The 22,854-nt window shown below is 58.4% G+C and carries 19 protein-coding genes; 10 read left to right on the top strand and 9 right to left on the bottom strand.

Annotated elements, in window-relative coordinates; all coding sequences use genetic code 11:
- Positions 1 to 185: 185 nt before the first annotated feature.
- From CQ019_RS02900 to CQ019_RS02890, 3 genes are all read right to left on the bottom strand, one after another.
- Positions 186 to 1,289, bottom strand: a complete 1,104-nt coding sequence (locus tag CQ019_RS02900) for a DUF4192 family protein (protein ID WP_181148230.1) — start codon at positions 1,287 to 1,289, stop codon at positions 186 to 188.
- Positions 1,290 to 1,355: 66 nt separating this feature from the next.
- The gene (locus tag CQ019_RS02895) at positions 1,356 to 2,585 is read right to left on the bottom strand and encodes a nitrate/nitrite transporter (RefSeq protein ID WP_258133831.1); all 1,230 of its coding nucleotides are present in this window, start codon (positions 2,583 to 2,585) and stop codon (positions 1,356 to 1,358) included.
- A gap of 35 nt (positions 2,586 to 2,620) precedes the next feature.
- Positions 2,621 to 3,577: a proteasome assembly chaperone family protein gene (locus CQ019_RS02890; RefSeq protein WP_258133466.1), complete on the bottom strand. Its 957-nt coding sequence runs from the start codon at positions 3,575 to 3,577 to the stop codon at positions 2,621 to 2,623.
- Between the two features lie 245 nt (positions 3,578 to 3,822).
- Between CQ019_RS02890 and CQ019_RS02885 the strand changes: the two genes are divergently transcribed.
- From CQ019_RS02885 to CQ019_RS02870, 4 genes are all read left to right on the top strand, one after another.
- Positions 3,823 to 5,337, top strand: a complete 1,515-nt coding sequence (locus CQ019_RS02885; RefSeq protein ID WP_105568883.1) for a leucyl aminopeptidase — start codon at positions 3,823 to 3,825, stop codon at positions 5,335 to 5,337.
- A 257-nt stretch (positions 5,338 to 5,594) separates the two neighbouring features.
- Entirely contained in the window at positions 5,595 to 6,974 is a 1,380-nt protein-coding gene (gene lpdA / locus CQ019_RS02880; protein ID WP_096286435.1) for a dihydrolipoyl dehydrogenase, read from the top strand.
- A gap of 157 nt (positions 6,975 to 7,131) precedes the next feature.
- Complete coding sequence (sucB, locus tag CQ019_RS02875; protein WP_105568882.1) at positions 7,132 to 8,868, top strand: 2-oxoglutarate dehydrogenase, E2 component, dihydrolipoamide succinyltransferase; 1,737 nt, start codon at positions 7,132 to 7,134, stop codon at positions 8,866 to 8,868.
- A gap of 108 nt (positions 8,869 to 8,976) precedes the next feature.
- Positions 8,977 to 9,327 (top strand): hypothetical protein, encoded by a 351-nt coding sequence (locus tag CQ019_RS02870; RefSeq protein ID WP_096286439.1) that lies wholly within the window; start codon positions 8,977 to 8,979, stop codon positions 9,325 to 9,327.
- Between the two features lie 72 nt (positions 9,328 to 9,399).
- On the opposite strand, the gene CQ019_RS02865 is transcribed toward CQ019_RS02870, so the two are convergent.
- Positions 9,400 to 10,914, bottom strand: coding sequence for a serine/threonine-protein kinase (locus CQ019_RS02865; RefSeq protein WP_105568881.1), 1,515 nt, complete (start codon positions 10,912 to 10,914; stop codon positions 9,400 to 9,402).
- A 105-nt stretch (positions 10,915 to 11,019) separates the two neighbouring features.
- Between CQ019_RS02865 and lipB the strand changes: the two genes are divergently transcribed.
- The 3 genes from lipB (at position 11,020) to CQ019_RS02850 (ending at position 13,603) form a co-directional block, all read left to right on the top strand.
- Complete coding sequence (gene lipB / locus CQ019_RS02860) at positions 11,020 to 11,667, top strand: lipoyl(octanoyl) transferase LipB (RefSeq protein WP_105552410.1); 648 nt, start codon at positions 11,020 to 11,022, stop codon at positions 11,665 to 11,667.
- Between the two features lie 32 nt (positions 11,668 to 11,699).
- The gene (gene lipA, locus CQ019_RS02855; RefSeq protein ID WP_105552411.1) at positions 11,700 to 12,701 is read left to right on the top strand and encodes a lipoyl synthase; all 1,002 of its coding nucleotides are present in this window, start codon (positions 11,700 to 11,702) and stop codon (positions 12,699 to 12,701) included.
- Positions 12,702 to 12,859: 158 nt separating this feature from the next.
- Positions 12,860 to 13,603, top strand: a complete 744-nt coding sequence (locus CQ019_RS02850; RefSeq protein WP_105568880.1) for a DUF4191 domain-containing protein — start codon at positions 12,860 to 12,862, stop codon at positions 13,601 to 13,603.
- Positions 13,604 to 13,671: 68 nt separating this feature from the next.
- On the opposite strand, the gene CQ019_RS02845 is transcribed toward CQ019_RS02850, so the two are convergent.
- On the bottom strand, positions 13,672 to 14,109 hold the full coding sequence (locus CQ019_RS02845) for an RDD family protein (protein WP_105568879.1): 438 nt from the start codon (positions 14,107 to 14,109) through the stop codon (positions 13,672 to 13,674).
- Between the two features lie 240 nt (positions 14,110 to 14,349).
- Between CQ019_RS02845 and glnA (CQ019_RS02840) the strand changes: the two genes are divergently transcribed.
- Complete coding sequence (glnA, locus tag CQ019_RS02840; protein ID WP_105552414.1) at positions 14,350 to 15,774, top strand: type I glutamate--ammonia ligase; 1,425 nt, start codon at positions 14,350 to 14,352, stop codon at positions 15,772 to 15,774.
- A 141-nt stretch (positions 15,775 to 15,915) separates the two neighbouring features.
- On the top strand, positions 15,916 to 16,284 hold the full coding sequence (locus CQ019_RS02835; RefSeq protein WP_146112412.1) for a hypothetical protein: 369 nt from the start codon (positions 15,916 to 15,918) through the stop codon (positions 16,282 to 16,284).
- On the opposite strand, the gene CQ019_RS02830 is transcribed toward CQ019_RS02835, so the two are convergent.
- Genes CQ019_RS02830 through glnA (CQ019_RS02815) form a run of 4 tightly spaced genes read right to left on the bottom strand, consistent with a single transcriptional unit; the run spans position 16,281 to position 21,815 of the window.
- Positions 16,281 to 16,784 (bottom strand): nucleoside deaminase, encoded by a 504-nt coding sequence (locus tag CQ019_RS02830; protein ID WP_258133468.1) that lies wholly within the window; start codon positions 16,782 to 16,784, stop codon positions 16,281 to 16,283. The two genes, CQ019_RS02835 and CQ019_RS02830, sit on opposite strands and share 4 nt — an antisense overlap.
- Before the next feature lie 49 nt (positions 16,785 to 16,833).
- A complete protein-coding gene (locus tag CQ019_RS02825) occupies positions 16,834 to 17,397 on the bottom strand; it encodes a DUF1990 family protein (RefSeq protein ID WP_105568877.1) in 564 nt (187 codons plus the stop codon).
- Positions 17,397 to 20,423, bottom strand: a complete 3,027-nt coding sequence (locus CQ019_RS02820) for a bifunctional [glutamine synthetase] adenylyltransferase/[glutamine synthetase]-adenylyl-L-tyrosine phosphorylase (RefSeq protein WP_105568876.1) — start codon at positions 20,421 to 20,423, stop codon at positions 17,397 to 17,399. Before CQ019_RS02820 ends, CQ019_RS02825 begins: the two co-directional genes overlap by 1 nt.
- A gap of 51 nt (positions 20,424 to 20,474) precedes the next feature.
- Positions 20,475 to 21,815, bottom strand: coding sequence for a type I glutamate--ammonia ligase (gene glnA, locus CQ019_RS02815; RefSeq protein ID WP_105552418.1), 1,341 nt, complete (start codon positions 21,813 to 21,815; stop codon positions 20,475 to 20,477).
- Positions 21,816 to 21,948: 133 nt separating this feature from the next.
- Here glnA (CQ019_RS02815) and panB point away from each other — a divergent pair, with 133 nt between their 5' ends.
- Entirely contained in the window at positions 21,949 to 22,785 is an 837-nt protein-coding gene (panB, locus tag CQ019_RS02810; RefSeq protein ID WP_105568875.1) for a 3-methyl-2-oxobutanoate hydroxymethyltransferase, read from the top strand.
- Positions 22,786 to 22,854: the final 69 nt, after the last annotated feature.

Raw genomic sequence — 22,854 nt, 5'->3', positions numbered from 1 at the left:
CGAATGCGCTGTATCAGTGACTCAACGCGACGGCGGGTACATTGATAACAACGCACCAACCACGTCTAATGTTCCCAAAAACTACGTTTCTGGAACCTAGACAACTCGAACCTAACCGGGTCTGTTTTTTCATTATCCACTAATTCGCCCACAGACACCACTTGACCCGGTCACCCGCGCGTCCGCTAACCCAGCTGGGCACGCCAGGCACGTAGTTCGTCCGTCGCCCATTCGGGCATCGATCCGCGATTCATCAGCTCTCGAAGGAGCTGGGCTAGCCGGTAGTCTCCCTGCTCGCTTAGGACTCGATCGAGCAAAGCGATGGCCATGGTGCCTCGCCCGCGAGCCCATTCGATCCAAGCCAGGATACACATCAAGGCGTGACGTTCACCGTCAATCGCAACACCGAGCAGATCGCGAGAAACCAACCATAGCCGTTCCAATCGTTTCCAGTCCGGGCTCTGCCACCCTCGTCCCAAGAGAAAATCTGCCAAGGGTTTAACCTGCTCGCCCTCATTGCCAACGCACAATTGTTTGGACATTTCTATGGTTTGCGCCGCACCGACACCAGCAAGAAAAGGTAGTAGATCACGTACGAGACGAATTCTCAGGCCGGCCAGCATGCGTGCGCTGCTCAGCGAACTCGAATGAATGCGTTCTAGTGCTTCTTCATCGCTCAGGTTCAATACTTCTGCCCAATCGTCGAGGCTGTCCACCAGGTCATCGCCAAATGCGCCGGTGAGCTCTTGGACTTCTGCCGCGTTAGCCCACGTTGCTATTCCGGTTCCGTCCCAAGGGTGGTCCAACGGAGCAGAACCGGCAAGGACCAGCGACAGGTTGGTTTCTCCCAGCGCGATGTCTGGCCGCGGGAAAGCTACACCGACGTCGCCGTCGTCGTAGTCCCAGACTTTTTCGCGGCAAAGGCACCAGGCTTGTCGCAGTTGAATGCCCTGCGGGTCAAAGGCTTCTTCGAGTTCGCAGATCATTTGCTGATAGGGAATCTCCTCTGCGATTTTGATGTCTCCCGGTGCGTATACCACTGCGACAACACTGCGCACCTGCGGAAGTCGTCGAAGCAAGCTGAGCACCTGCGCGACCCACGGCTGGCGGTCAACTTCATGAATTTCGCTGGGCAGGTCAACACGAAGCGTCGCTTCGAGGCGTTGGCCGACGATCAGTAGGAGCACCATCGACTTTTGCGGGTGAAAGCCAAGGGCATGAGGAATATAGGCGAGTACGTCATCGCAATCAGACAACGAGAGGGGCTGCCGTTCGGGTGTAGTAGTCATAACCCCACGATGCGTCCCAACAACCATTCCGGCCTGCAGTTCAGCGCGCGCTGTGGAGAAGTGTACCTACAGGATGTTGGCCGGCTGCCGTCTGGCCTTGCGCCGTTCGATCAGCATGAACGTCACCCCGATCGCCGCCATGACAAATTGCACCGACAACGCAATGCGGAAGGCCGGCAAATTGTAGAGCTCGCCCACCGACCCATTGGCCACATAAAGCCAGTCCATCACGACGCCGACCAGGTAGATGGTGACGAACCCGCCGAAGAACCCACCGGTATTGACCAGCCCAATGGCGGTACCCATGATGTTTGGTGGGTTGAAGGTCCGGGCAAAGTCGAACGCGATAACCGATGAAGGGCCACCAGCCGCCACCGCAACGAGCAAAATGATCAGCACCCATAACGGCGCTGCACCAGGCCAGAACAACACCACCGCCCACATGAACACCATGGCTCCAATAACGCCCAGGGCAAAGTTCGAGCGCTTTTGCGGATATCTGGCCGTCAATGCTCCGAGCAGTGGCCCGTATAAGACCGCAACCGCCACGAAAATCGACATCAACCCGGATGCGAAACCACCCTCGAGCCCCTGACCTTGAACTAGGAATGGGTACCCCCAGGTCAGCAAGAAGACATTGAGCATAAAGGAGGTGGTGAAGTGTGTCCAGAACCCAAGCCGGGTTCCGGGTTGCTTCCACGCGGTGGTTAATCGATCACGGGTACGCATCGGTGCGCTCTCGCTCAGATGCGCCCAGCCCGGACCATTGCGAATCAGCGATATCGCGATTAGCAAGCTTGCTAAAGCCAGACCGGACATAATTGAAAATGCCGGCGTCCATCCAAACTGCACCAAGATCAGATGAAAAGGAAAGAGGCTGACCAGTTGTCCGGCCTGCCCAAAGGTTCCTACCAGTTGTGTTAGTACGGGAATGCGCGAGCCGGAGAACCACAACGGCAGCAGCTTGAGTACCGAGACGAACACCATCGCGTCGCCCGACCCGACCAGGATTCTCCCGCCTAGCCCCATTGGAACGCTCGTTGAAATAGCCAAGAACGCTTGACCCATAGCCATCAACACCGAACCGGTGATGATCATGATGCGCGGTCCAACCTTGTCCAGCAGCAGTCCTACCGGAACCTGAGCGCCAGCGTAGACAACAAGCTGAACCACCGAAAATGACGCCAGGATTTGAGCGGTGGCGTCAAATCTTTCGGTGGCCTGAAGCCCTGCAACACCAAAACTTGTTCGTTGGGACACGGCCGCCATATAGGTAAATATTCCGGCACAAACCACCAACCAAGATCGCGCCGAGTTTAGGTGAGATTGAATCACTGGTCAGGGTCACCCGATGCGGAGTCCGCTCCCCCGGACTTTCCGTTGGCGTTCAACCAGTCGGCGCTGTCCTCGATTGTGGCCAGGAAGTCTTCAACACTTGCCCCCAGCTCCTCGGCATTTGGCATTTTTTCGTCTTCGTCCAACAGCAGCGAACGGCGCTCGTGGTCTTGCGCGTGCTCGTCAAAGCGCTTTTCAAAACCGAGCACCATTTGCTTGACTTCGTTGCTGCCTTCGATCTGTTCGGCAAGCTGAGATTCGATCAACCGGGCCGCTTCGCGCAACTTCTCCGTGGGAAGTGCCAGCTTCAGCGCGGCACCCACATGCTCCAAGGCAGCCACGGCAACCGCCGGATATTCGGATTCGGCCAGGTAGTGCGGGGTGTGCAACGAATAGCCTACGACGTCGCGGCCCGCGTCATTCAGGCGGATCTCCAAGAGCGCCATCAGCCCCGATGGGGTTTCGGCAGTAGGGGCCCACGTGGAGATATTTTCGGTGAGATCCTTGCGGTTTCCGTGTGCTGTCACTCCCACTGGGCGGGTGTGTGGCACAGGCATAGGCAGCGACACGGTGCCGGTCACCAATTGCACGTTGAACGCGTCGATAAAGTTGAGCAACTCGGCGATGGTGCGTTCCCAACGCAGATCTGGTTCGACTCCGGTGAGGAACCAGAACTTCCGGTCCAATGCGTCGGTCATCAGGTAGATTTCGATGCGCGGCTCTTGATAGCCGGCGAAGTGGTCGCCGAGGAAAGACACCCGCGGGCGCTGGGCGCTGTAGACAACAAGCTCATCCGCGTCAAAACTGGCATAGAGTTCAGAATTCAAATTTCCGAAGAGCTCATTGCATACCAAGTCATGGGCATGGCCCGCGTCAGATACGCCACGCAACGAAACGTACATCCCTAGACCCTGCAGACTCGGATCGTCCAAGTTAGTGCTGACCAGAGTCATCAACGGATCCTTGGACATTCTCACCTCAATCGTTTTCGGTACCGCCAAACAGAGGCGATTACTTAAAGCTCAAGAACTTATCCTATCCGTTCAGCCTTTCGCTCGCTGTGAAGTATCGCACGCCGAGCTCAAACCTCGGCTAACATCGGGTGTAGGAAACACTCAGCTCACCGGCACCATCCACCGGTTATTCTCGCGGGCTGAACCGTCCTTAGACCCTACAAAGGCATAGAAGGAATGATTTTGTGATCAACTCCAGTGATCTCACGTTGACCGCCATTGGTGCAGACATCAAACGTAAAAACGCCGACGCCCTCATTTTGGGCGTGCTGAAAAACGGCGACAAGGTATCCATCGCCGCTTCACCCCTCGCGGCAGAAACCACCACCGCTCTGGAACAGTCGCTGGCCGCGCTGAACGTTGCCGGTTCTGCCGACGAAGCAACCGTGCTTCCAGCAATTGACGGCATCAAGGTCAAGACGATCATGTGCATCGGCTTGGGAGTGAAGGATCTCTCCGAGCTCAACGACGAGAAGTTGCGTCGCGCCGCCGGATCGGCAGCACGCCAGCTTTCCCACGCCAAGACCGCGATCTTCGCCTTGCCTGCCGACACGCTCGAGCAAGTTTCAGCAGTGGCCGAAGGCGTAGCCCTGGGCGCATACCGCTTCGAGAACTTCCGTTCGAAGAAGAACGACAAGCCAGTCCTTGGCGAGGCATTCATCGCCACCGCGGTCGCAACCTCCAAGGATCTGCCAGCCCTGCTCAAGCGCGCCGCGGTTATCGGCCGCGCCGTGCGTGGCACCCGAGATCTGATCAACACCCCGGCCAATATCTTGTACCCGGAAACCTTCGCCACCGCGGTGAAGGACTACTCCAAGTCACTGCCGTTGAAGGTCACCATCTTTGATGAGAAGCGCCTGACCAAGGAAGGCTTCGGCGGACTGATGGGCGTTGGTCGCGGCTCGGCCCGCCAGCCGCGCATGGTCAAGGTCGAGTATTCCCCGGCCAAGGCCGCCAAGCACCTGGCACTGGTGGGCAAGGGCATTACCTTTGACACCGGTGGCATCTCGATCAAACCAGCCGCGGGCATGCACGCGATGAAGTCCGATATGTCCGGCGCCGCGGCAGTTTTCCACACCATCGCCGCGGTATCGGAGCTTGGCCTCGACGTGAAGGTCACCGCGTGGCTGTGCCTGGCTGAGAACATGCCAGGCGGTGCTTCGACGCGTCCCGGAGACGTACTGACCATGCTCGGCGGGAAGACTGTCGAAGTGCTCAACACCGACGCCGAAGGGCGCCTGGTCATGGCCGACGGTTTGGTAGCGGCCAGCCAGGAGAATCCGGATGTAGTGATCGACATTGCCACGTTGACCGGTGCACAGATGCTCGCATTGGGCCTGCGCACCGCCGGTGTCATGGGCAACGAGCAGGTACGTAACGATTTGGTCGCAGCCTCGGATGCAGTGGGCGAGCTCGCCTGGGGTATGCCGCTTCCGGAAGAGCTCCGTCCAAGCATCGATTCCCAGGTCGCCGATCTGGCCAACATTGGAGAGCGCATGGGCGGGATGATGACCGCTGCGGTCTTCCTGGAAGAATTTGTGGGCGAAACCGACGGTCAGAAGATTCCTTGGGCGCACATCGACTTTGCTGGTCCGGCCTTCAACGAGGGTTCGCCATGGGGCTACACCCCTAAGAACGGCACCGGCTCGCAGGTCCGCACCTTGGTCGCCTACGCCGAGAAGATGTCTGGCACCCGCTAGAAATGCCTTTTTCGACACATCCCGGTGCGTGCGATGTCATAGCCCAATGCGCCGGGATGTGTGCCAAAATACGAGATATGGCCGACTTTTAGCCAGCTCAAGATGACTCTGGTGCTTTGGCGGTACTAAGGTAAGTTTTGAAACATCACCGGTGAATTAATTGGCTCGCGCCCCGTGCGAGAGTTAGTCCAGTTCACCACCCGATCTCCAGGTCGGCCATGGCCGACCTCACTTAGCTATTACGAGGGAGCGTTCACGTGGCCGATTCGGCAGCAACGCAAGAATTTGATGTCCTCATCCTCGGCGGTGGTTCCGCTGGATACTCGGTCGCTTTACGCGCCATCCAGTTGGGCTTCACCGTTGGATTGATCGAGAAGGAAAAGGTCGGCGGCACCTGCTTGCACACCGGCTGTATCCCAACCAAGGCGTACCTGCACGCAGCAGAGCTCGCCGAAAACGCTCGCGAAGGTGCCAAGTACGGCATCAACTCCTCCCTCGAGTCAATTGACCTGGGCGGAGTACGCAAGTACAAGGACGGCATCGTCGCCGGCAAGCACAAGGGTCTTCAGGGTCTACTGAAGATGAAGAAAGTCAACGTTATCGAAGGTAGCGGACGACTGGTCTCCAAGGACACTATCGAGGTTGATGGCGTTCCGTACAAGGGCAAGAACATCGTTCTCGCGACCGGTTCGACCTCCAAGACCTTCGGTCTGGAAATCGGTGGACGCGTGCTGACCAGCACCGAAGCGCTGAACATGGTTGACATGCCAAAGAGCGCCATTGTGCTTGGTGGCGGTGTTATCGGTGTTGAGTTCGCCTCCGTCTGGAAGTCCTTCGGCGTCGACGTGACCATTGTTGAGGGCCTACCTTCACTGGTTCCAAACGAAGACCCAGCAATCATCAAGAACCTCGAGCGCTCCTTCAAGAAGCGCGGCATCAAGTTCAACACCGGTGTCTTCTTCGAGAAGGTCGAGCAGGATGCCGACGGCGTCAAGGTCTCCCTAGCCGACGGCAAGACCCTCGAAGCCGAGATTGTCCTCGTGGCCGTCGGCCGTGGCCCGGTCACCGAGAACATGGGCTTCGAAGAGCAGGGCATCACCCTCGATCGCGGTTTCGTGATCCCTAATGAGCGCCTGCACACCGGCGTGGGCAACATCTACGCCATCGGCGATATGGTCCCTGGCGTTCAGTTGGCACACCGCGGTTACCAGCACGGCATCTTTGTCGCCGAAGAAATCGCTGGCCAGAACCCAACCATCGTCGAAGACATCAACATTCCAAAGGTAACTTTCTGCGAGCCAGAAATCGCCTCGGTCGGCTACTCCGAGCCTGCCGCAAAGGAGAAGTTCGGCGAGGACCAGATCGAAACCACCGAGTACAACTTGGCTGGCAACGGCAAGTCCTCGATCTTGGGCACCTCCGGCCTGATCAAGATGGTCCGCGTCAAGAACGGCCCAATCGTGGGCGTTCACGGCATCGGCGGCCGTATCGGCGAGCAGATCGGTGAAGCACAGCTGATCGTGAACTGGGAAGCCTACCCGGAGGATGTTGCACAGCTCATCCATGCACACCCAACGCAGAACGAGTCGCTGGGCGAAGCCGCAATGGCTTTGGCCGGCAAGCCACTTCACGGCTAATTACGCTGTTGGTCACCGGGTAGTGCGTTCACACACACCCTACCCGGTGCACTAAGCTCGGAGGCAACGCCTCCATTCATCGGTTTTGGGTGTTCAACCGTTTAAATTGCGCACCCAAACCACACTTCAAGCTTTATTTAAGAGGAGATACGGGAAGATGTCTGAGACCGTAAACCTGCCCGCACTGGGTGAAAGCGTTACCGAGGGTACGGTAACCCGTTGGCTGAAACAGGTCGGCGACCGCGTTGAGGTTGATGAGCCGTTGGTGGAAGTTTCCACCGACAAGGTCGATACCGAGGTTCCATCACCTGTCGCTGGTGTTATCGAAGAAATTTTCGTCGCCGAAGATGAGGAAGCCGAAGTAGGCGCTCCTCTGGTTCGTATCGGTGATGGCTCAGGTTCCGACGCCGCGGCGCCGGAGGCTCCTGCAGCTGAAGAGGCTCCGGCCGCCGAAGAGGCGCCTGCGGCCAAGGAGGAAGCTCCTGCTGCTCCAGCAGCCGACGAAGCCCCTGCAGCAGCACCTGCTGCAGCAGACTCCGCTTCGGGCACCGAGGTCACCCTCCCAGCTCTGGGCGAATCGGTCACCGAAGGTACCGTTACCCGCTGGTTGAAGGAAGTTGGCGAAGAGGTCGCTGTAGACGAGCCACTGCTCGAGGTCTCCACCGACAAGGTAGACACCGAAGTTCCTTCGCCAGTTGCCGGCACCCTGCTGGAAATCCGTGTTGCCGAAGACGACACCGCCGAAGTTGGTGCCGTTCTCGCAGTGATCGGTGCTGCGGGCGCTGCTCCGGCCGCCAAGGAAGAAGCACCTGCCGCTCCAGCACCAGCTGCGAAGGAAGAAGCTCCAGCCGCTCCAGCACCAGCTGCGAAGGAAGAAGCTCCAGCCGCTCCAGCACCGGCCGCGAAGGAAGAAGCACCAGCCGCTGCTCCTGCTCCTGCTGCCGCCGAAAACAACAGCGACGCTGGCTACGTCACCCCACTGGTGCGTCGTTTGGCCAACCAGCACGAAATCGACATCGCTTCCGTCAAGGGCACCGGCGTTGGTGGACGTATTCGCAAGCAAGACGTCCTTGACGCAGTAGCTGCCAAGGAAGCCGCCGCCGCACCGGCTGCTGCGCCTGCCGCTCCTGCGGCCGCTAAGCCGGCCGCCCCGGTTGTCGAGGCATCCTCGTTGCGCGGTACCTCCGAGAAGGCTCCACGTATCCGTCAGGTAATCGCCCGTCGTATGCGTGAGTCCCTTGAGGTCTCCACCCAGCTGACTCAGGTTCACGAGATTGACATGACCCGCGTGGTCAAGCTGCGCGCTTCTGCCAAGAACAATTTCAAGGCAGTCAATGGCGTCAACCTGACCTACCTGCCATTCATCGCCAAGGCAGTTGCCGAAGCCTTGAAGGCTCACCCGAAGCTGAACGCCGAGTACAACGAAGAGACTCAGCAGATCACCTACCACAATGCCGAGCATCTGGCGTTTGCGGTAGACACCGACAAGGGCCTGCTGGTTCCTGTTGTGTCGAACGCTGGCGATCTGAATCTGGCTGGCATGGCTTCGCGGATTGCTGACGTCGCAGAGCGCACCCGCACCAACAAGATTGGTCCGGATGAGCTTTCCGGTGGCACTTTCTCGATCACCAACATCGGCTCGGTCGGAGCACTGTTCGATACCCCGATCATCAACCAGCCGCAGGTAGCAATCCTGGGTACCGGTGCGATCGTGAAGCGCCCAATGGTCATCACCGATGCCGATGGTAACGATTCGATCGCCATCCGTCACATGATGTACCTCTGCCTGACCTACGATCACCGTCTGGTTGACGGCGCCGATGCAGGTCGATTCCTGCAGACTCTCAAGGCCCGCCTTGAGGGTGGCGCTTTCGAAGGCGACCTGGGTCTGTAAAGTCGTCGATCGACTTTCGCAAGCTAGGTAAACGATCGCCCCTTCCGTTCATCCGGGAGGGGCGATCGTCGTTTCTACAATTCGTCGAAAATCAATTAGGCTGGAGTTATGGACTTCCTAACTCTTATCCTTGTTTTCTTGCATATTCTCGGTGCGGCAGCGATCTTCGGTGGCTGGCTGGCAAACTTCAAGACCCCTACCGTGAATGTTTGGCAGTGGTATGGCGCGATTGCTCAGCTAATTACCGGTTTGGCTCTCGTTGGCATGGCCGAAGCAGGTGATGGCGACGTGAATCACATGAAGATTGGCGTCAAGGTTGTCATCGCCATCGCCATTCTCGTAGCGGCATTCATCGGTCGCAAGAAGGTCAAGGCCGGCGAAGAGGTTTCGACCGGGATTGCGCACGCAACCGGCGGCCTGGCATTGATCAATATCGCGATCGCGACTCTCTGGGTCTAAGCTACGAGGCAGTCTTGTAGTTCCAGGCAAAGGCGAGGCACCCCGAAGGCAATTCGGGCTGCCTCGCCTTTGTCATGCCTCGCGGCTGAGCACCTTTCCAATTTTCCAGTTCCCCTCAATCAGCTTCAGTTCCACTTCGATACGTTCCCGCGTGCCACGGGCCACCTGATGGACCACACGGTTCGCTGAATCCACATAGTCGTAGGCTTCCTGAGTGGATGTCGCACGTAGTATCACGGTGTCTGGTTGCGCACGGGCAGTCACCGAGATATCTTCCAAGCGGGTAGCTAATCCATTGATTCCCAGCTTCAGTGAGTCCAAGCGTTCAAGCGTTTGCTGGTCCCTTTGGAATTGCTCGGAGGCGGGCGGATAAATCGCTGACAATGCTTTGAGGTCCTCGGACTCTAAGGCCGCATCCCGTTCGCGTGAAAGCTTGATGAAACTGGCTATCACCGTCTCAGCGGAGAACGCGCAGGCAGGAACCACGGCGCCGTCCAGGATCCGGCATGGTTCACGACGCTCCTGTGTTTGCGACAGAGTCCCCGACTCCGATTGCCCGCGCTCCCCCACTAGATTTACACCGAGGAAGCTCACGCCCACGAGCGCTACCCCTCCAGCGACAGCCAGATAGACCTTGGCGCGCCCTGGGGTTCGGCGTAATTCATGCATACGCCATTCGGGTGCGGCATAGTCTTTTTGACCCTTCTCAGCCTGGGGTCTTCTTGACCGCCTGCGCCGACGCCTACCGCGCACCTCGCTAGGGTGAACTGTGGCCATGAGATGAGTCGACTCCACCGGCGTGCACTGTTCCCAAGTGATGGCTTCAGCCTGCGCCGCAGCGAAGAGCGTCCTGGCGAATTGCTCCGCTGTCGGCCTCTGCACCGGATCTTGGTGCAGAGAATCAAGCAGGAGCTCATGGACCAGCGTGGGCACCGACGGGAAGATGACCGTGACAGGTGGACGCATATTCGGTTCTGGAGGAGCGGTTCCTTCAAGCAGGAACCAGAGGCACGCACCTAAGGAGTAAACGTCCTGCTCGCCGAGGCGTCCCTCAGGTTCGCGAGCGGAAACCTCAGGCGCCATAAACCCGGGAGTACCCGACCCGGGTGTCTGATCGATACCGGTTCGACTTTCTTGGAAATCGCCTAATTTCGGCATTCCATCGGCTGTCAACAACACATTGCCAGCCGAGACGTCGCCGTGGACTTGCCCAGTGGAGTGCAAGGCTGCCAGGGTTTGGGCTACCGGTGCCAAGGCCGTGACGCACTCTCCGAGAGAAAATGGTGCTCGTTCTTCGAGAAGTTGAGCCAAGCTTCCGCCGGGACAGTACTCCATCAGAATCCCCTCGCCCAACTGTGTCGAAAGGGTGCCGTAAAAATCTATGACATATTTCCTTGCGGATTCGACCTGCTTCTGACGCAGCGAACAGATACTTTCGGCGTTCGAAGAAAGTTTCAACACCATGTAACTCTGATCCGAGTCACGACGCATTAACCAAACTTTGCACGGTGACTTGGCCTTTAACGGACGAACCGTCACATATCCGGGGCTAGTTGGCCAGGCCAACAGATTGTTTGAATCATTCATGTTCCAGTTCTAACGCAAAGTACAGATTCTCGCCCCGGTTATCCACAGCTCAGCGCTTCTCAGCCAATTAGCGGGGCCTGTTGCAAAAGGCGTATGGTAACCACTATGGCGATCGAATTCGAACGAGTCGGACTCGGCACGGAGCTAATTCCATATATGCAAGCATGGGATTACCAGCAAAAATTGCACGATGCTGTAGCGGCCGATGAACAGACCCCGCGAGTCCTGTTTCTTGAACATGAGGCGGTCTATACCGCCGGCAAAAGGACCGAACCTGAAGACTTACCCCTAGATGGCACCCCCGTTGTTGATGTTGACCGTGGCGGGAAACTGACCTGGCATGGCCCCGGACAGCTCATCGGCTACCCGATCGTGAAGCTGAAGAAAATCAGTGCGATACGTTTGTACGTGGAGACCCTCGAAGAAGCGTTGATTAACGTTATAGATGAAATGGGCATCCCCACCGTTCAGGTCAAGGGGCGTTCAGGCGTTTGGGTCCCAGGCAAGGACGGCGAAGAAGACCGAAAGATAGCCGCCATTGGCATCCGCATCACCCGTGGAGTCACCATGCACGGTTTTGCGCTCAATTGCTCAAACGACCTGACCGCTTACGGCCAGATCATTCCCTGCGGAATTACCGATGCCGGCGTAACCACGATCTCCGAAGAACTAGGCCAGACGGTCTCCCCCAACGATGTCGTTGAGCGGGTGCAAGAGGAACTTGAACGTCTCCTCTCGCCACAAGTCGTCTAAGCAAAATATTACTAACGTAGAAGGACCCTCTAATGAGCATTGAACCTGAAGGCCGTCGACTGCTGCGCGTCGAAAAGCGCAACGCCCAGACGCCAGTTGAGCGTAAGCCCGAGTGGATCCGCGCCGAACTCAAGATCGGTCCCGAATATGTGGGCCTGAAAAATTTGGTGCAGTCCGAAGGCCTCCACACAGTATGTGAAGAAGCTGGCTGCCCCAATATTTTCGAGTGCTGGGAAGACCGCGAGGCATCGTTCCTTATCGGCGGTTCCGAATGCACCCGTCGTTGCGACTTCTGCCAGATTGACACCGGAAAGCCTGCTGCACTAGATCGTTCAGAGCCATTCAAGGTGGCCATGAGCGTGAAGAAGATGGATCTGCGTTACGCAACCGTCACCGGCGTGGCCCGCGATGATCTCGAAGATGAAGGTGTCTGGCTGTACGCCGAGACGGTACGCCAGATCCACAAGATGAACCCGACCACCGGAGTCGAGCTGCTCATCCCCGATTTCTCCGGAAAACCGGATAACCTCGACGCCATTTGCGATTCGAAGCCTGAAGTCTACGCACACAATGTGGAAACCGTCCCGCGTATTTTTAAGCGCATCCGTCCGGCTTTCCGCTACGAACGCTCCATGGATGTCATCACCCACGGTCGGAACCGCGGTTTGATCACCAAGTCGAACCTGATTCTGGGCATGGGCGAAACGCGTGAGGAGATTTCCGAAGCAATGCGCGACCTGCATGAGGCAGGCTGCGATCTGCTGACGATCACCCAGTACCTACGCCCAACCGAACGTCACCTTCCGGTCGATCGCTGGGTCAAGCCACAGGAATTCTTGGAGCTGCAGCAAGAAGCCGAGGAACTCGGTTTTGCCGGCGTCATGTCCGGGCCATTGGTTCGTTCCTCATACCGCGCGGGACGACTCTGGGCTGGCGCCATGCGCAAGAAGGGTCGCGAGATCCCAGAATCCCTTTCCCACATCGAATCCTCGGGTACCACCCGTCAGGAAGCTGCTTCGCTGCTTAACCGCTGAGCCCAACGAGATGTTCAAGCGTTCGGATCCAATAGCCGTAAAACCCGGCTGTTGGGTCCGAATTCATGTTGTGCAGCGCACCGCGCGAACCCTCCGGATTCGCCCGGAATTCCTCCGAAGAAAAATAAGCCAGCCGGATCGCGTAGAATTGAAGCACTATGGCCAAAAACTCCGATAACGATGCGGCCGCGCAACAGAAGCGTGGTCTGTTTTCGCGTAAACCAAAAGCTGAAAAACAAAATAAAGAGCCCGGGCGCCTAAAGCAAATGGTGCAGGTCTTCCAGATGACCCGCCGCAACGATCCGATGGTCGTTTGGTGGATGGTCCTGGCCTTCCTTGGCGTCATTGCCGTTGGACTGGTCATTGGTATCTTGATCAACAACTGGATCACGTTGCTGATTATCGCGATCCCGCTTGGCTTGCTCGCCGCCCTGTTCATCATGTCCCGTCGAGCCGAGAAGGCCGCGTTCGCGCAGCTTGAAGGCCGTCCGGGTGCCGCTGGCGCGGCGATGAGCGTACTGCGTCGCGGCTGGATCTTGAAGGATGAGCCAGTGGCGTTCAACCGCCACCAGGATCTGGTGTTCCTGGCGGTTGGCCGTCCCGGCGTCGTGCTGGTCACCGAAGGCCCAAGCAGCCGCGTGCGTGATCTGGTGGCGTCCGAACGCAAGCGTATTGCTCGCGTTCTGCCGAATGTTCCGATCCACGTGATCAACGCCGGCCAGGACGAAGACCAGACCGATCTGGTAGAAGTCAGCAAGAAGATGAAGAAGCTTCCGAAGGCAATCACCAAGCTGGAGATCAGCGCGGTAGACAAGCGACTAACCACGCTCACCGCCAACCGCCTGCCGATTCCCAAGGGCATCGACCCAAACCGAGCACGCCCTAACCGCCGAGCTCGCTAATCAGGCACAAAGAAAACCGCACTAGTTCGCTAGTGCGGTTTTTTTATGCCTGGATTCTTGAACGCGGACTAGCGGATATTCACCAGTACGCTTTTTCCTGCCCGGTCGTGGAAGCCGCGCTGATCCGCGTCCGAGAACAGAACCGGAATCACCAAGCACAACAGCACCGATCGAATGACCCCCGTGAGCGGCTTGATAGCCGTGCCATCCATGGATTGGACTTGCAGCCCAAAGGTCCGATGCCCAATGCTGTGGCCGGTGAAGCCAACGGCAATCATCTGGCCGGCACAGAACAATGCGAGCGTGGCGAGGTCGTTCAAGTTGAACAGCCACCAGCTCAGCAACATGGATAGTCCCCAGTCCACGCCTAACGCGCCGAGCCGACGCGGCAACCGGCCGATCGACCCAGGCCCTTTTTCCGGGCGTCCCAAGCGCTGGCCCGGCCATTCTTGCGAGTTTAATTGCGGGGGGCCTTCGAGCCACGAGCTAAAGTCTTTGCGTTCCACATAACTAGTGTATCTGGGCGATCTGTGTGAATCTCATCAGTTTGTTACGCATCACAAAGCCACTACTGACCCGGTACGACGCGCCCGTACTTGCGCTTTGTAACGTAGCCGAAACAATCGAGACACCATTCAGAAACGGTTTCTAGGTAGGATTACTTGGTAAGCAAGAGAACTGATCAGATCAATTCGTATGATCGTTCCGTTTACCAAACCAATAACTCAACAGGGAGTCACCTGCACATGTTTACCAGCCCAGAAGAAGTCTTGGCATATATTGCCGAAGAGGACATCAAATTCGTTGATATCCGCTTCACCGATCTACCAGGCGTCCAGCAGCACTTCAACGTTCCGGCGAAGTCCGTGGATGCAGACTTCTTCGTCAACGGCCAGCTCTTCGATGGTTCATCCATTCGTGGTTTCGCTGGCATCTCTGATTCCGACATGCAACTGATCCCCGACGTCACCACCGGCTTCGTCGATCCGTTCCGTATCGAAAAGACCTTGGCCTTCAACTTCTCGATCATCAACCCACGCACCGGTGAGCCTTACCACCGCGATCCGCGTGGCGTAGCCGAGCGCGCCGAGGCTTACCTGGAATCGACCGGCATCGCCGACACCGCATTCTTCGCACCAGAGGCCGAATTCTTCATCTTCGAAGACGTCCGCTACGAATCCACCCCACAGGGTGCCTTCTACAAGGTCGACTCGGACGAGGCGCCTTGGAACACCGGCCGCAAGGAAGAGGGCGGCAACCAGGGGTACAAGACCCCTTACAAGGGTGGCTACTTCCCAGTGTCGCCAACCGATAAGCAGGCCGACCTGCGCGATGCGATCTGCGTCGAGCTGGACAACGTTGGCCTCGAAGTTGAACGCAGCCACCACGAGGTTGGCGCAGCCGGTCAGGCTGAGATCAACTATAAGTTCAACACCATGGTCCACGCGGCCGACGAGCTGATGCTCTTCAAGTACGTCGTGAAGAACGTTGCCGATGCTTGGGGCAAGTCCGCCACCTTCATGCCAAAGCCGGTCTTCGGCGATAACGGCTCGGGCATGCACGTGCACCAGTCGCTGTGGGCCAACGGCGATCCGCTGTTCTACGACGAAAAGGGCTACGCCGGCTTGTCCGATACCGCTCGTTGGTACATCGGCGGCCTGCTGAAGCACGCTTCTGCCGTGTTGGCATTCACCAACCCGACGGTGAACTCCTATCGCCGTCTGGTCAAGGGCTACGAAGCACCGGTCAACATGGTTTACTCGCAGGGCAACCGCTCCGCAGGTATCCGTATTCCAATCACCGGATCGAACCCTAAGGCCAAGCGCATCGAGTTCCGTGCACCGGATGCTTCCTCGAACCCTTACCTCGCATTCGCGGCTCAGCTGATGGCCGGCCTGGACGGCATCAAGAACCGCATTGAGCCTTCGGACCCAATCGACAAGGACCTCTACGAGCTTCCTGCCGAGGAAGCCAAGGACATCCAGCGCGCTCCAGAAAGCCTAGAAGAGGCTCTGAAGGCGTTGGAGGCCGACTACGAGTTCCTGCTCGAAGGTGGGGTATTCACCGAGGACCTGATCCGCACCTGGGTTGAGTACAAGCGTGAAAACGAAATCAAGCCACTGAGCCTGCGTCCGAACCCATACGAGTTCGAGCTCTACTACGGTTGCTAATTCCGTAACGGCTCTACGGAACCGCTAAGAATTCAAAACCTGTCCCGCGGACCTCTTGGTCCACGGGACAGGTTTTTTTCGTCTCGTCATTGCCACAACGGATCAATAGCCGATATGGCTGATCCGGTCTAGCCTTGTGCTATGGATACTTCGAACTGGCTCCCCGTTAAACGTGCCGATGGGGAAACCGTAGGATACCTAGAACCACTTGTTGCGTCCTACGATCGAGTCTGCCCGAGATCGGTATTGGGCCACCCTGTGATGGATTCATGCGACTATTTCCAGGGCGAAGAGTTGTTGACCGAGCGTGGCATCGGCGAGCTCATGAACCATTGGATGCTCCGCAATGCCGCTTCGGATAGGCACGGGCCGCTGTCTATTCTCGAAGTTTCCCCAGCAGGTATCGTCGTGGCCGATGCGCTGCTGACCAAGGCGCTGATGCCTACCGAAAGAATTCACCTGGCATGGCCCGATGTTGATGCCGCTCTGGTTCCCTACCCGCTGGACTAGTAGCTCGTCTTGTCTTCTTTGTCGGCCCATTCGGCGAAGACCGATGCAGCATCGGCCGAGGGAACATGGGTGAAGGGGATCAGTCGTTGACCCATCGGTTTGTCCAGTTCCGTGTAAATAAGTTCGTCGTCAAATCCGATGCGAGCGGCATCTTGGCGCGTGTTTGCGTAATACACATGTTTAAACCGCGACCAGTAAATCGCACCGAGGCACATGGGACATGGCTCGCAACTGGTATAGAGCTCACATTCCGACAGGTCGAAGCTTTTAAGCTTCGCTCCGGCGTTGCGGACCGCGATCACCTCGGCATGGGCTGTCGGATCGTTCAGCTCGAGCACCATATTATTGCCCGTCGCAATCACCTCACCGTTGAGAACGACCACTGCCCCGAAAGGCCCTCCCTGGTTGGCTTGCATACCCTGACGCGACAGAGCGACCGCCTCGTCGAAAAATCGTTCGTCCATAGTTGCACCGCTTTCTACCTGCTTGAACCGCGCCATTTCCCGAATGTTGCATCCAATGGTGGCCCAATTGCCAGTCTAGGGAGATTCACCGGCTATTGGTAGAGCCGGTCGTTCTGCTGCCGCCCGCCCGCGAACTGCCAGGCGTTCTGAGCGCCTTGAAGTACCGGTAGCGGGCAATCAGTTGGGCGGCTCTGAGCAAGGGGAACAGTCCGCGCCAAGGCTGCACGTCGGAAGGTCTGGTCAATGACCTGATCGTGAGGAAGTTTCCGCCCGTACGTTGTTCGATGACAAAGCACTCTTCGCCGCTAACCGGATGCCCCGCCAAGGTCCGATAAGCGAAGCCGACTCGCTGAGTCGTTTCAACCACGGTGATCACTTCCACGGGTTCAAGGATCCTCGCCCCCGGCAAATTGACCCTGATGACCGGGCGCTGTCCCACGGCAACAGGAAGCGCAGGAATCACGCTAAATCCGCTGCGGGTTTTGATCCCCCAGCGCAGCACGTGCTCCGAAGCCCAGCGCCAATGACGCTCCCCCGAACCAATCCGCACCGTTTTCTCCCAGCGCAGATGGCCAAAATCTCCGGCTTCCCAGATCTGGCTCTCGGGAGACGTCAACGACGCGGGAACGGGTGCGTCCGAGCCCGCCATTAGTCCTCAAAACCGTAGAAGAGCTGTTCAAAGATTGCCCGCGAATGCCTGGTGGCTCGCAGGTAGTCCTCTTCCAGCGCGGGACCTTGATTGGCCTCGTAGCCGCACCAGCGTGCCACTGCCTCCATATCCCTCGCCGAGCGTGGCAGCACGTCGCTAGAACGCCCGGAGGTAATAATTTCTGCGCTTCTAATCCGTGTCGCCAAGGACCAGGTGAAGTCCAAGAGCTCGGCTTCCTCCTCGCTGATCAGCTCCAATCCGGCCATGGCATCCAATGCCTTGCGCGTGGCCGGAGTGCGTAGCGATGGATGTTTCCACGCGTAGCGCAGTTGATAAAACTGAACTAGCCATTCAATGTCGGAAAGCGAGCCCCGGCCAAGTTTCAGATGCCGGTTAGGATCGGCACCGCGCGGCAGTCTTTCGGACTCGACGCGAGCCTTGATCTTTCGAATGTCCTTCATCTGGCCCTCGTCGAGGCCCTGGCCGTAGCGTACCGGCTCGATAAGCTGGATGAAGTCCGCGGCAAGTTGCGCATCGCCGGCAAAGGGGCGGGCACGTTGCAGAGCTTGGCGTTCCCAGACTTCCACCCAACGTTCGTAGTACTGGGCATAGGCGTCAAGCGAACGAACCAGCATTCCGGCTCGCCCCTCGGGACGCAGATCGGAATCGACCTGAAGTTTCACTTCGGCAGGAATGGCCGGTTTAAGCGGCTTATTGCTCCAGGAGGTCAACTCGGTCACCACGCGCAAGGCCTGTTCCTGAGATTCTTGGGCACTGGTGCCGTCCACGGGACGCTGCACGAAGAGCACGTCGGCGTCTGAACCGTAGCCGATCTCCTCCCCACCTTGCCGCCCCATGGCGATGACGGTGATGATCGCATGCACTCCATGCTTTTGCTGGTCCGCCGCGAGCAGCACCTTCAAAATTCCATCGATCATGTTTCCGTCGATATTCGACAGGGCCTCGCCGACTTGCGAGACGTTCAGAAGACCCGCTCCGTCCGCCAGCGCAACGCGCAAGAACTCGCGACGGCGCACCAAACGGATTTGCCGGATCGCCGCCTCGGGCTGTTTGGTGCGCTGGATGATCGAGGCGTTCTGTTGCTGCAGGCTCTGGTAGGTCTGCGGTGCCAACGCGCTGTTCGAGCCCAGCCATGCGGCGGCCGCCGGCTCATTGGCCAGCAAATCGGTCAAGAACCGTGTGTTTGACAGCAGGTGGCTCAACCGCTCGGCCGCCGCATTGGTATCACGCAACATGCCCAAGAACCACGGAGACTTCCCTAAGGCCTCGCTGAGTCTGCGGAACCCCAACAGGCCGGCGTCCGGGTCCACGCCCCGGGCGAACCAATCCAGGAGCACCGGCAGCAGTTGCCGCTGCAGCGAGGACCGGCGCGAGACTCCCCCGGTCAGCGCCTCGATATGGCGCATCGCCGCCTTTGGATCCAGATAGCCCAGGGCACGCAGGCGTGCCTGAGCGGATTCCGGGGTCAGGCGCACCTGGTCTGCCGAGAGATTCGAACTGGTGACCAGCAGCGGGCGGTAGAAGATGCGTTCGTGCAGCGAACGAACGAGTCGTTTGGTCTCATTCCACCGGCGCAAAAGCTTTTCGGGGTTCGTGGCCTGCAGGTCACCGGCTCCGCGCACTGCCCGGGCCAGCACCCGTTGTGCCCCCTCAACGCGTGGCATCAGGTGCGTACGGCGCAGCTGGCTAAGTTGGATTCGGTGTTCTAGCAGGCGCAGGTAGCGGTAAGACTCGTCAAAGTTTCTCGCGTCTTCGCGGCTGATGTAGCCGATCTCGCTCATCGCCCGTATCGCCAGCGTAGTCGTCGGCACCTGGATCTCGGGATCCACGCGTCCATGGACCAATTGCAGAAGCTGCACGGTGAATTCCACGTCGCGCAGTCCGCCAGGCCCCAACTTGATTTGCCAAGGAACTTCTTCCTTGTCGATGTGGTCGCTCACCCGCCGACGCATGGACTGCACGGATTCAACGAAGCCTTCGCGCTCCGAGCTGGACCAGATCATCGGGGAGACCATGCGCTCGTAAGAACGTCCAAGTTCCGGGTCCCCGGCAATGGCTCGCGCCTTGAGCAGCGCTTGGAACTCCCAGGAGTGCGCCCACCGGTTGTAATAGGCTTCATGTGACGACAAAGTCCGGGTCAGCGCCCCGTCCTTGCCTTCCGGACGCAAGTTCGCGTCCACTTCCCAGAGCATCGGTTCGGGGCCAGGGACCATAATTGCACGGGCCGTATTGCCGCACAGTACGGTGGCGATGGCCGATGCGAGGTCCTCATCCAGGTTCGGGGTGCTGCCGTGCACATAGATCACGTCTACATCTGAAATGTAGTTCAGTTCCCGAGCACCACATTTGCCCATGCCGATGATGGAAAGCTTGACGCTGTCTACATCTTCCGGGGTGTACTGCTCGGAGGCTTCGGCGCGTGCGATTGCCAGTGCACCTTCGAGCACCGCACCAGCCATATCAGCGAGTTCGGCGGCGACGAAGGGAAGAATTTCCTGCGGGTCCGCGGCGCCAAGGTCTCGGTACGCCAAAGACAGCAGCGCCTTGCGGTAACTCGCACGTAATTTCTGCCGTGCTTCGGCCCCAATGCACGATGATATCCAGTGTTCGTTGGCGGTGCGCGTGGCGCCGACCGAGTCGAGCATGGCACTGCGTAGGGATTCGAGACCGACTGGCCGAAAAGTTGTGCTCGGCGCCTGGTTGACTACGGCCAAGGCCTCGGGGCAGCGGATCAAGAACTCGCCCAGGGCCGAGGAGCCGCCAAGCAGGCGCACCATTGCCAAGCAGGTATCCGGCTCCCGGAAAATCTCTGCGGCTTCGGGATGACGATCCACGAGCCTGAGCGCCAGCAGAAGGGCCTGGTCGGGATCTGGCGCGTGCGCCATCATCCTCACGATGAGAACCGGATCAACGTTCGCCAGTTCTTCTGCTTCAAGGAACTTCTTGGCGCGTTCGGTATCGCTGAATCCAGCGTTGATCAGTGCCCGTGAGGATACTTCTGCCATATTCTTCGTGTGTCTCCCACTTGCCACCACGTCGTGGACGTGGCGTACTCCTTAGAGGATTCCCAGATACTTGTTGAGCTCGTAGGGGGTGATGACCTGACGGTACTCTTCCCACTCGGCTCGTTTATTGGCCAAGAAGGAGTTGAAAACCTGTTCGCCAAGCACCTCTGCCATCAGCTCGGATTCTTCCATAGCCTTCAGCGCATCGTGCAGCGTGCCAGGCAGCGGGACGTGGCCCGAGGCACGGCGTTCTGCGGTGGACAGTGCCCAGACATCGTCCTCGGTCGGCTCCTCCAGTTCGTATCCCTCACGGATGCCCTTCAGCCCGGCGCCAAGCAGGGTTGCGTAGGCCAGGTAGGGGTTGGCGGCGGAATCGATGCCGCGGTATTCCACGCGGGCGCTTTGTCCCTTGCCTGGCTTGTACAGCGGCACGCGGACCAACGCGGAACGGTTGTTGTGGCCCCACGAACGGTAGCTTGGAGCTTCACCGCCGCCCCAGAGTCGCTTGTAGGAATTCACGTACTGGTTGGTGATCGCGGTCATCTCGGGCGCATGGTGCAAAATGCCGGCGATGAATGAACGAGCTACGTCGGAGAGCTGGTACTCGCGGCCGGCCTCGAAAAATGCATTCGCGTCGCCCTCGAACAGCGAGAAGTGAGTGTGCATTCCGCTGCCTGGCTGGTCCGAAAACGGCTTGGGCATGAAGGTGGCGTGGATGCCCTTCTGCATGGCCATTTCCTTGATGACGGTGCGGAAGGTCATAATATTGTCGGCGGTCTGCAGTGCATCTGCATAGCGCAGATCAATTTCGTTCTGCCCTGGCCCGGTCTCATGGTGCGAGAATTCGACCGAAATCCCCAAGGCTTCCAGGGTAGTCACCGAGGCGCGACGGAAATCTTGGCCCACACCATCGGGCACGTGGTCGAAGTAGCCGCCATTGTCTATCGGCTGCGGGCGGCCCTGCTCATCGAGCTTGCTGTTCTCCAGCAGATAGAACTCGATTTCAGGGTGCGTGTAGCAGGTGAATCCCATGTCGGCCGCTTCGGTCAGCTGGCGTTTAAGCACCTGTCTAGGATCCGCGCTGGAAGGCTGGCCTTCGGGGGTGAGGATGTCGCAGAACATGCGGCTGGTGGGCTCGACTTCGCCGCGCCATGGCAGAATCTGGAAGGTCGCCGGATCTGGCTGCAGAAGCATATCTGATTCGGAGATGCGCGACAGCCCGTCGATCGACGAGCCATCAAAACCCAAGCCCTCTTCGAAGGCGTCTTCAACTTCGGCCGGGGCCAACGCTACAGACTTCAAGGAACCGACGACGTCGGTAAACCACATACGCACGAACCGAACATCACGTTCTTCAATGGTGCGCAGCACGAATTCCTGCTGACGATCCATAATTCACCGCCTCAAAATCTTTGATTCCGGCACTGATCACAGCCGGGAGTTAAACAACCTGATGCAAGACTATACGTTTTGAGCCTCAAACTCTGCCACGCACCGCTGGGTCCAAGTGCGATAAGGTTTTTCTATGCCCCAACCATATCTTTCCGACCCTGACAAAGGTCCTTCCCGCATTAGGGTTCACCATTTACAGCAGGCAAAAGAGCATGGCGAAAAATTCGCCATGTTAACCGCATATGACGTCATGATGGCCGAGATCTTCGACCAGGCAGGCATCGAGCTGCTTCTGGTAGGCGACTCAGCCGCCAACACCGTTGTCGGCTACGACTCCACCTTGCCTATTACCGTGGACGAAATGATCGTGTTCACCAAGGCCGTTGCCAATGGTGCCAAGCGCGCTCTGGTCGTAGCCGATCTCCCATTTGGCTCCTACGAGCAGTCCACGCAGCAAGCGGTAGCCAGCGCGGTTCGGCTCATGAAGGAGGGCGGCGCCCAGGCCGTGAAGGTTGAAGGCGGCCATCAGTTCGCCGAGCATGTTCAAGCGATGGTGCTTGCCGGAGTTCCGGTCATCGGACATATCGGATTCACCCCGCAATCCGAGCATGCCCTGGGCGGCTACCGTGTTCAAGGACGCGGAGACGCCGCCGCGGAGATGATCGCGGATGCCCAGGCGCTAGAGCGTGCCGGAGCTTTTGCGGTCCTCATGGAAATGGTGCCAAGCCCTGTGGCGGGCAAGGTCGATGCGGCCCTGCGGGTGCCAACCATTGGCATCGGCGCGGGAAACGCGACCACCGGTCAGGTACTTGTCTGGCAGGACCTCCTCGGGCTGGGCGCCCACCGCACCCCGCGATTCGTGAAGAAGTACGCCGATCTTCGCTCGGTGATTTCCACGGCCGTCAGCGAGTACCACCGGGACGTGGTGAGCGGCGCATTCCCCTCGGCCGAGTACGAATTCAAGGACTAACAAGTTCCACGGCCACCACATTGGACCCGGGTGCAAGGAATCAATTTCCCTGCACCCGGGTCCAGCTGG

It is taken from the genome of Arthrobacter sp. MYb229 (genome assembly GCF_002975405.1).
Lineage (GTDB): Bacteria > Actinomycetota > Actinomycetes > Actinomycetales > Micrococcaceae > Glutamicibacter.
The sequence above is the reverse complement of the archived record's forward strand: the minus strand, read 5'-3'. Positions and strand labels throughout refer to the sequence as shown.

Coding starts and splice junctions, on each gene's coding strand:
- lipA (WP_105552411.1), top strand. CDS start 11,700: ATGAGCATTGAACCTGAAGGCCGTCGACTGCTGCGCGTCGAAAAGCGC.
- CQ019_RS02890 (WP_258133466.1), bottom strand. CDS start 3,577: ATGACTCTGGTCAGCACTAACTTGGACGATCCGAGTCTGCAGGGTCTA.
- CQ019_RS02870 (WP_096286439.1), top strand. CDS start 8,977: ATGGACTTCCTAACTCTTATCCTTGTTTTCTTGCATATTCTCGGTGCG.
- CQ019_RS02825 (WP_105568877.1), bottom strand. CDS start 17,397: ATGGCGGGCTCGGACGCACCCGTTCCCGCGTCGTTGACGTCTCCCGAG.
- lipB (WP_105552410.1), top strand. CDS start 11,020: ATGGCGATCGAATTCGAACGAGTCGGACTCGGCACGGAGCTAATTCCA.
- CQ019_RS02865 (WP_105568881.1), bottom strand. CDS start 10,914: ATGAATGATTCAAACAATCTGTTGGCCTGGCCAACTAGCCCCGGATAT.
- CQ019_RS02830 (WP_258133468.1), bottom strand. CDS start 16,784: ATGGCGCGGTTCAAGCAGGTAGAAAGCGGTGCAACTATGGACGAACGA.
- sucB (WP_105568882.1), top strand. CDS start 7,132: ATGTCTGAGACCGTAAACCTGCCCGCACTGGGTGAAAGCGTTACCGAG.
- glnA (WP_105552418.1), bottom strand. CDS start 21,815: ATGGATCGTCAGCAGGAATTCGTGCTGCGCACCATTGAAGAACGTGAT.
- CQ019_RS02820 (WP_105568876.1), bottom strand. CDS start 20,423: ATGGCAGAAGTATCCTCACGGGCACTGATCAACGCTGGATTCAGCGAT.
- CQ019_RS02850 (WP_105568880.1), top strand. CDS start 12,860: ATGGCCAAAAACTCCGATAACGATGCGGCCGCGCAACAGAAGCGTGGT.
- panB (WP_105568875.1), top strand. CDS start 21,949: ATGCCCCAACCATATCTTTCCGACCCTGACAAAGGTCCTTCCCGCATT.
- CQ019_RS02900 (WP_181148230.1), bottom strand. CDS start 1,289: ATGACTACTACACCCGAACGGCAGCCCCTCTCGTTGTCTGATTGCGAT.
- CQ019_RS02835 (WP_146112412.1), top strand. CDS start 15,916: ATGGATACTTCGAACTGGCTCCCCGTTAAACGTGCCGATGGGGAAACC.
- glnA (WP_105552414.1), top strand. CDS start 14,350: ATGTTTACCAGCCCAGAAGAAGTCTTGGCATATATTGCCGAAGAGGAC.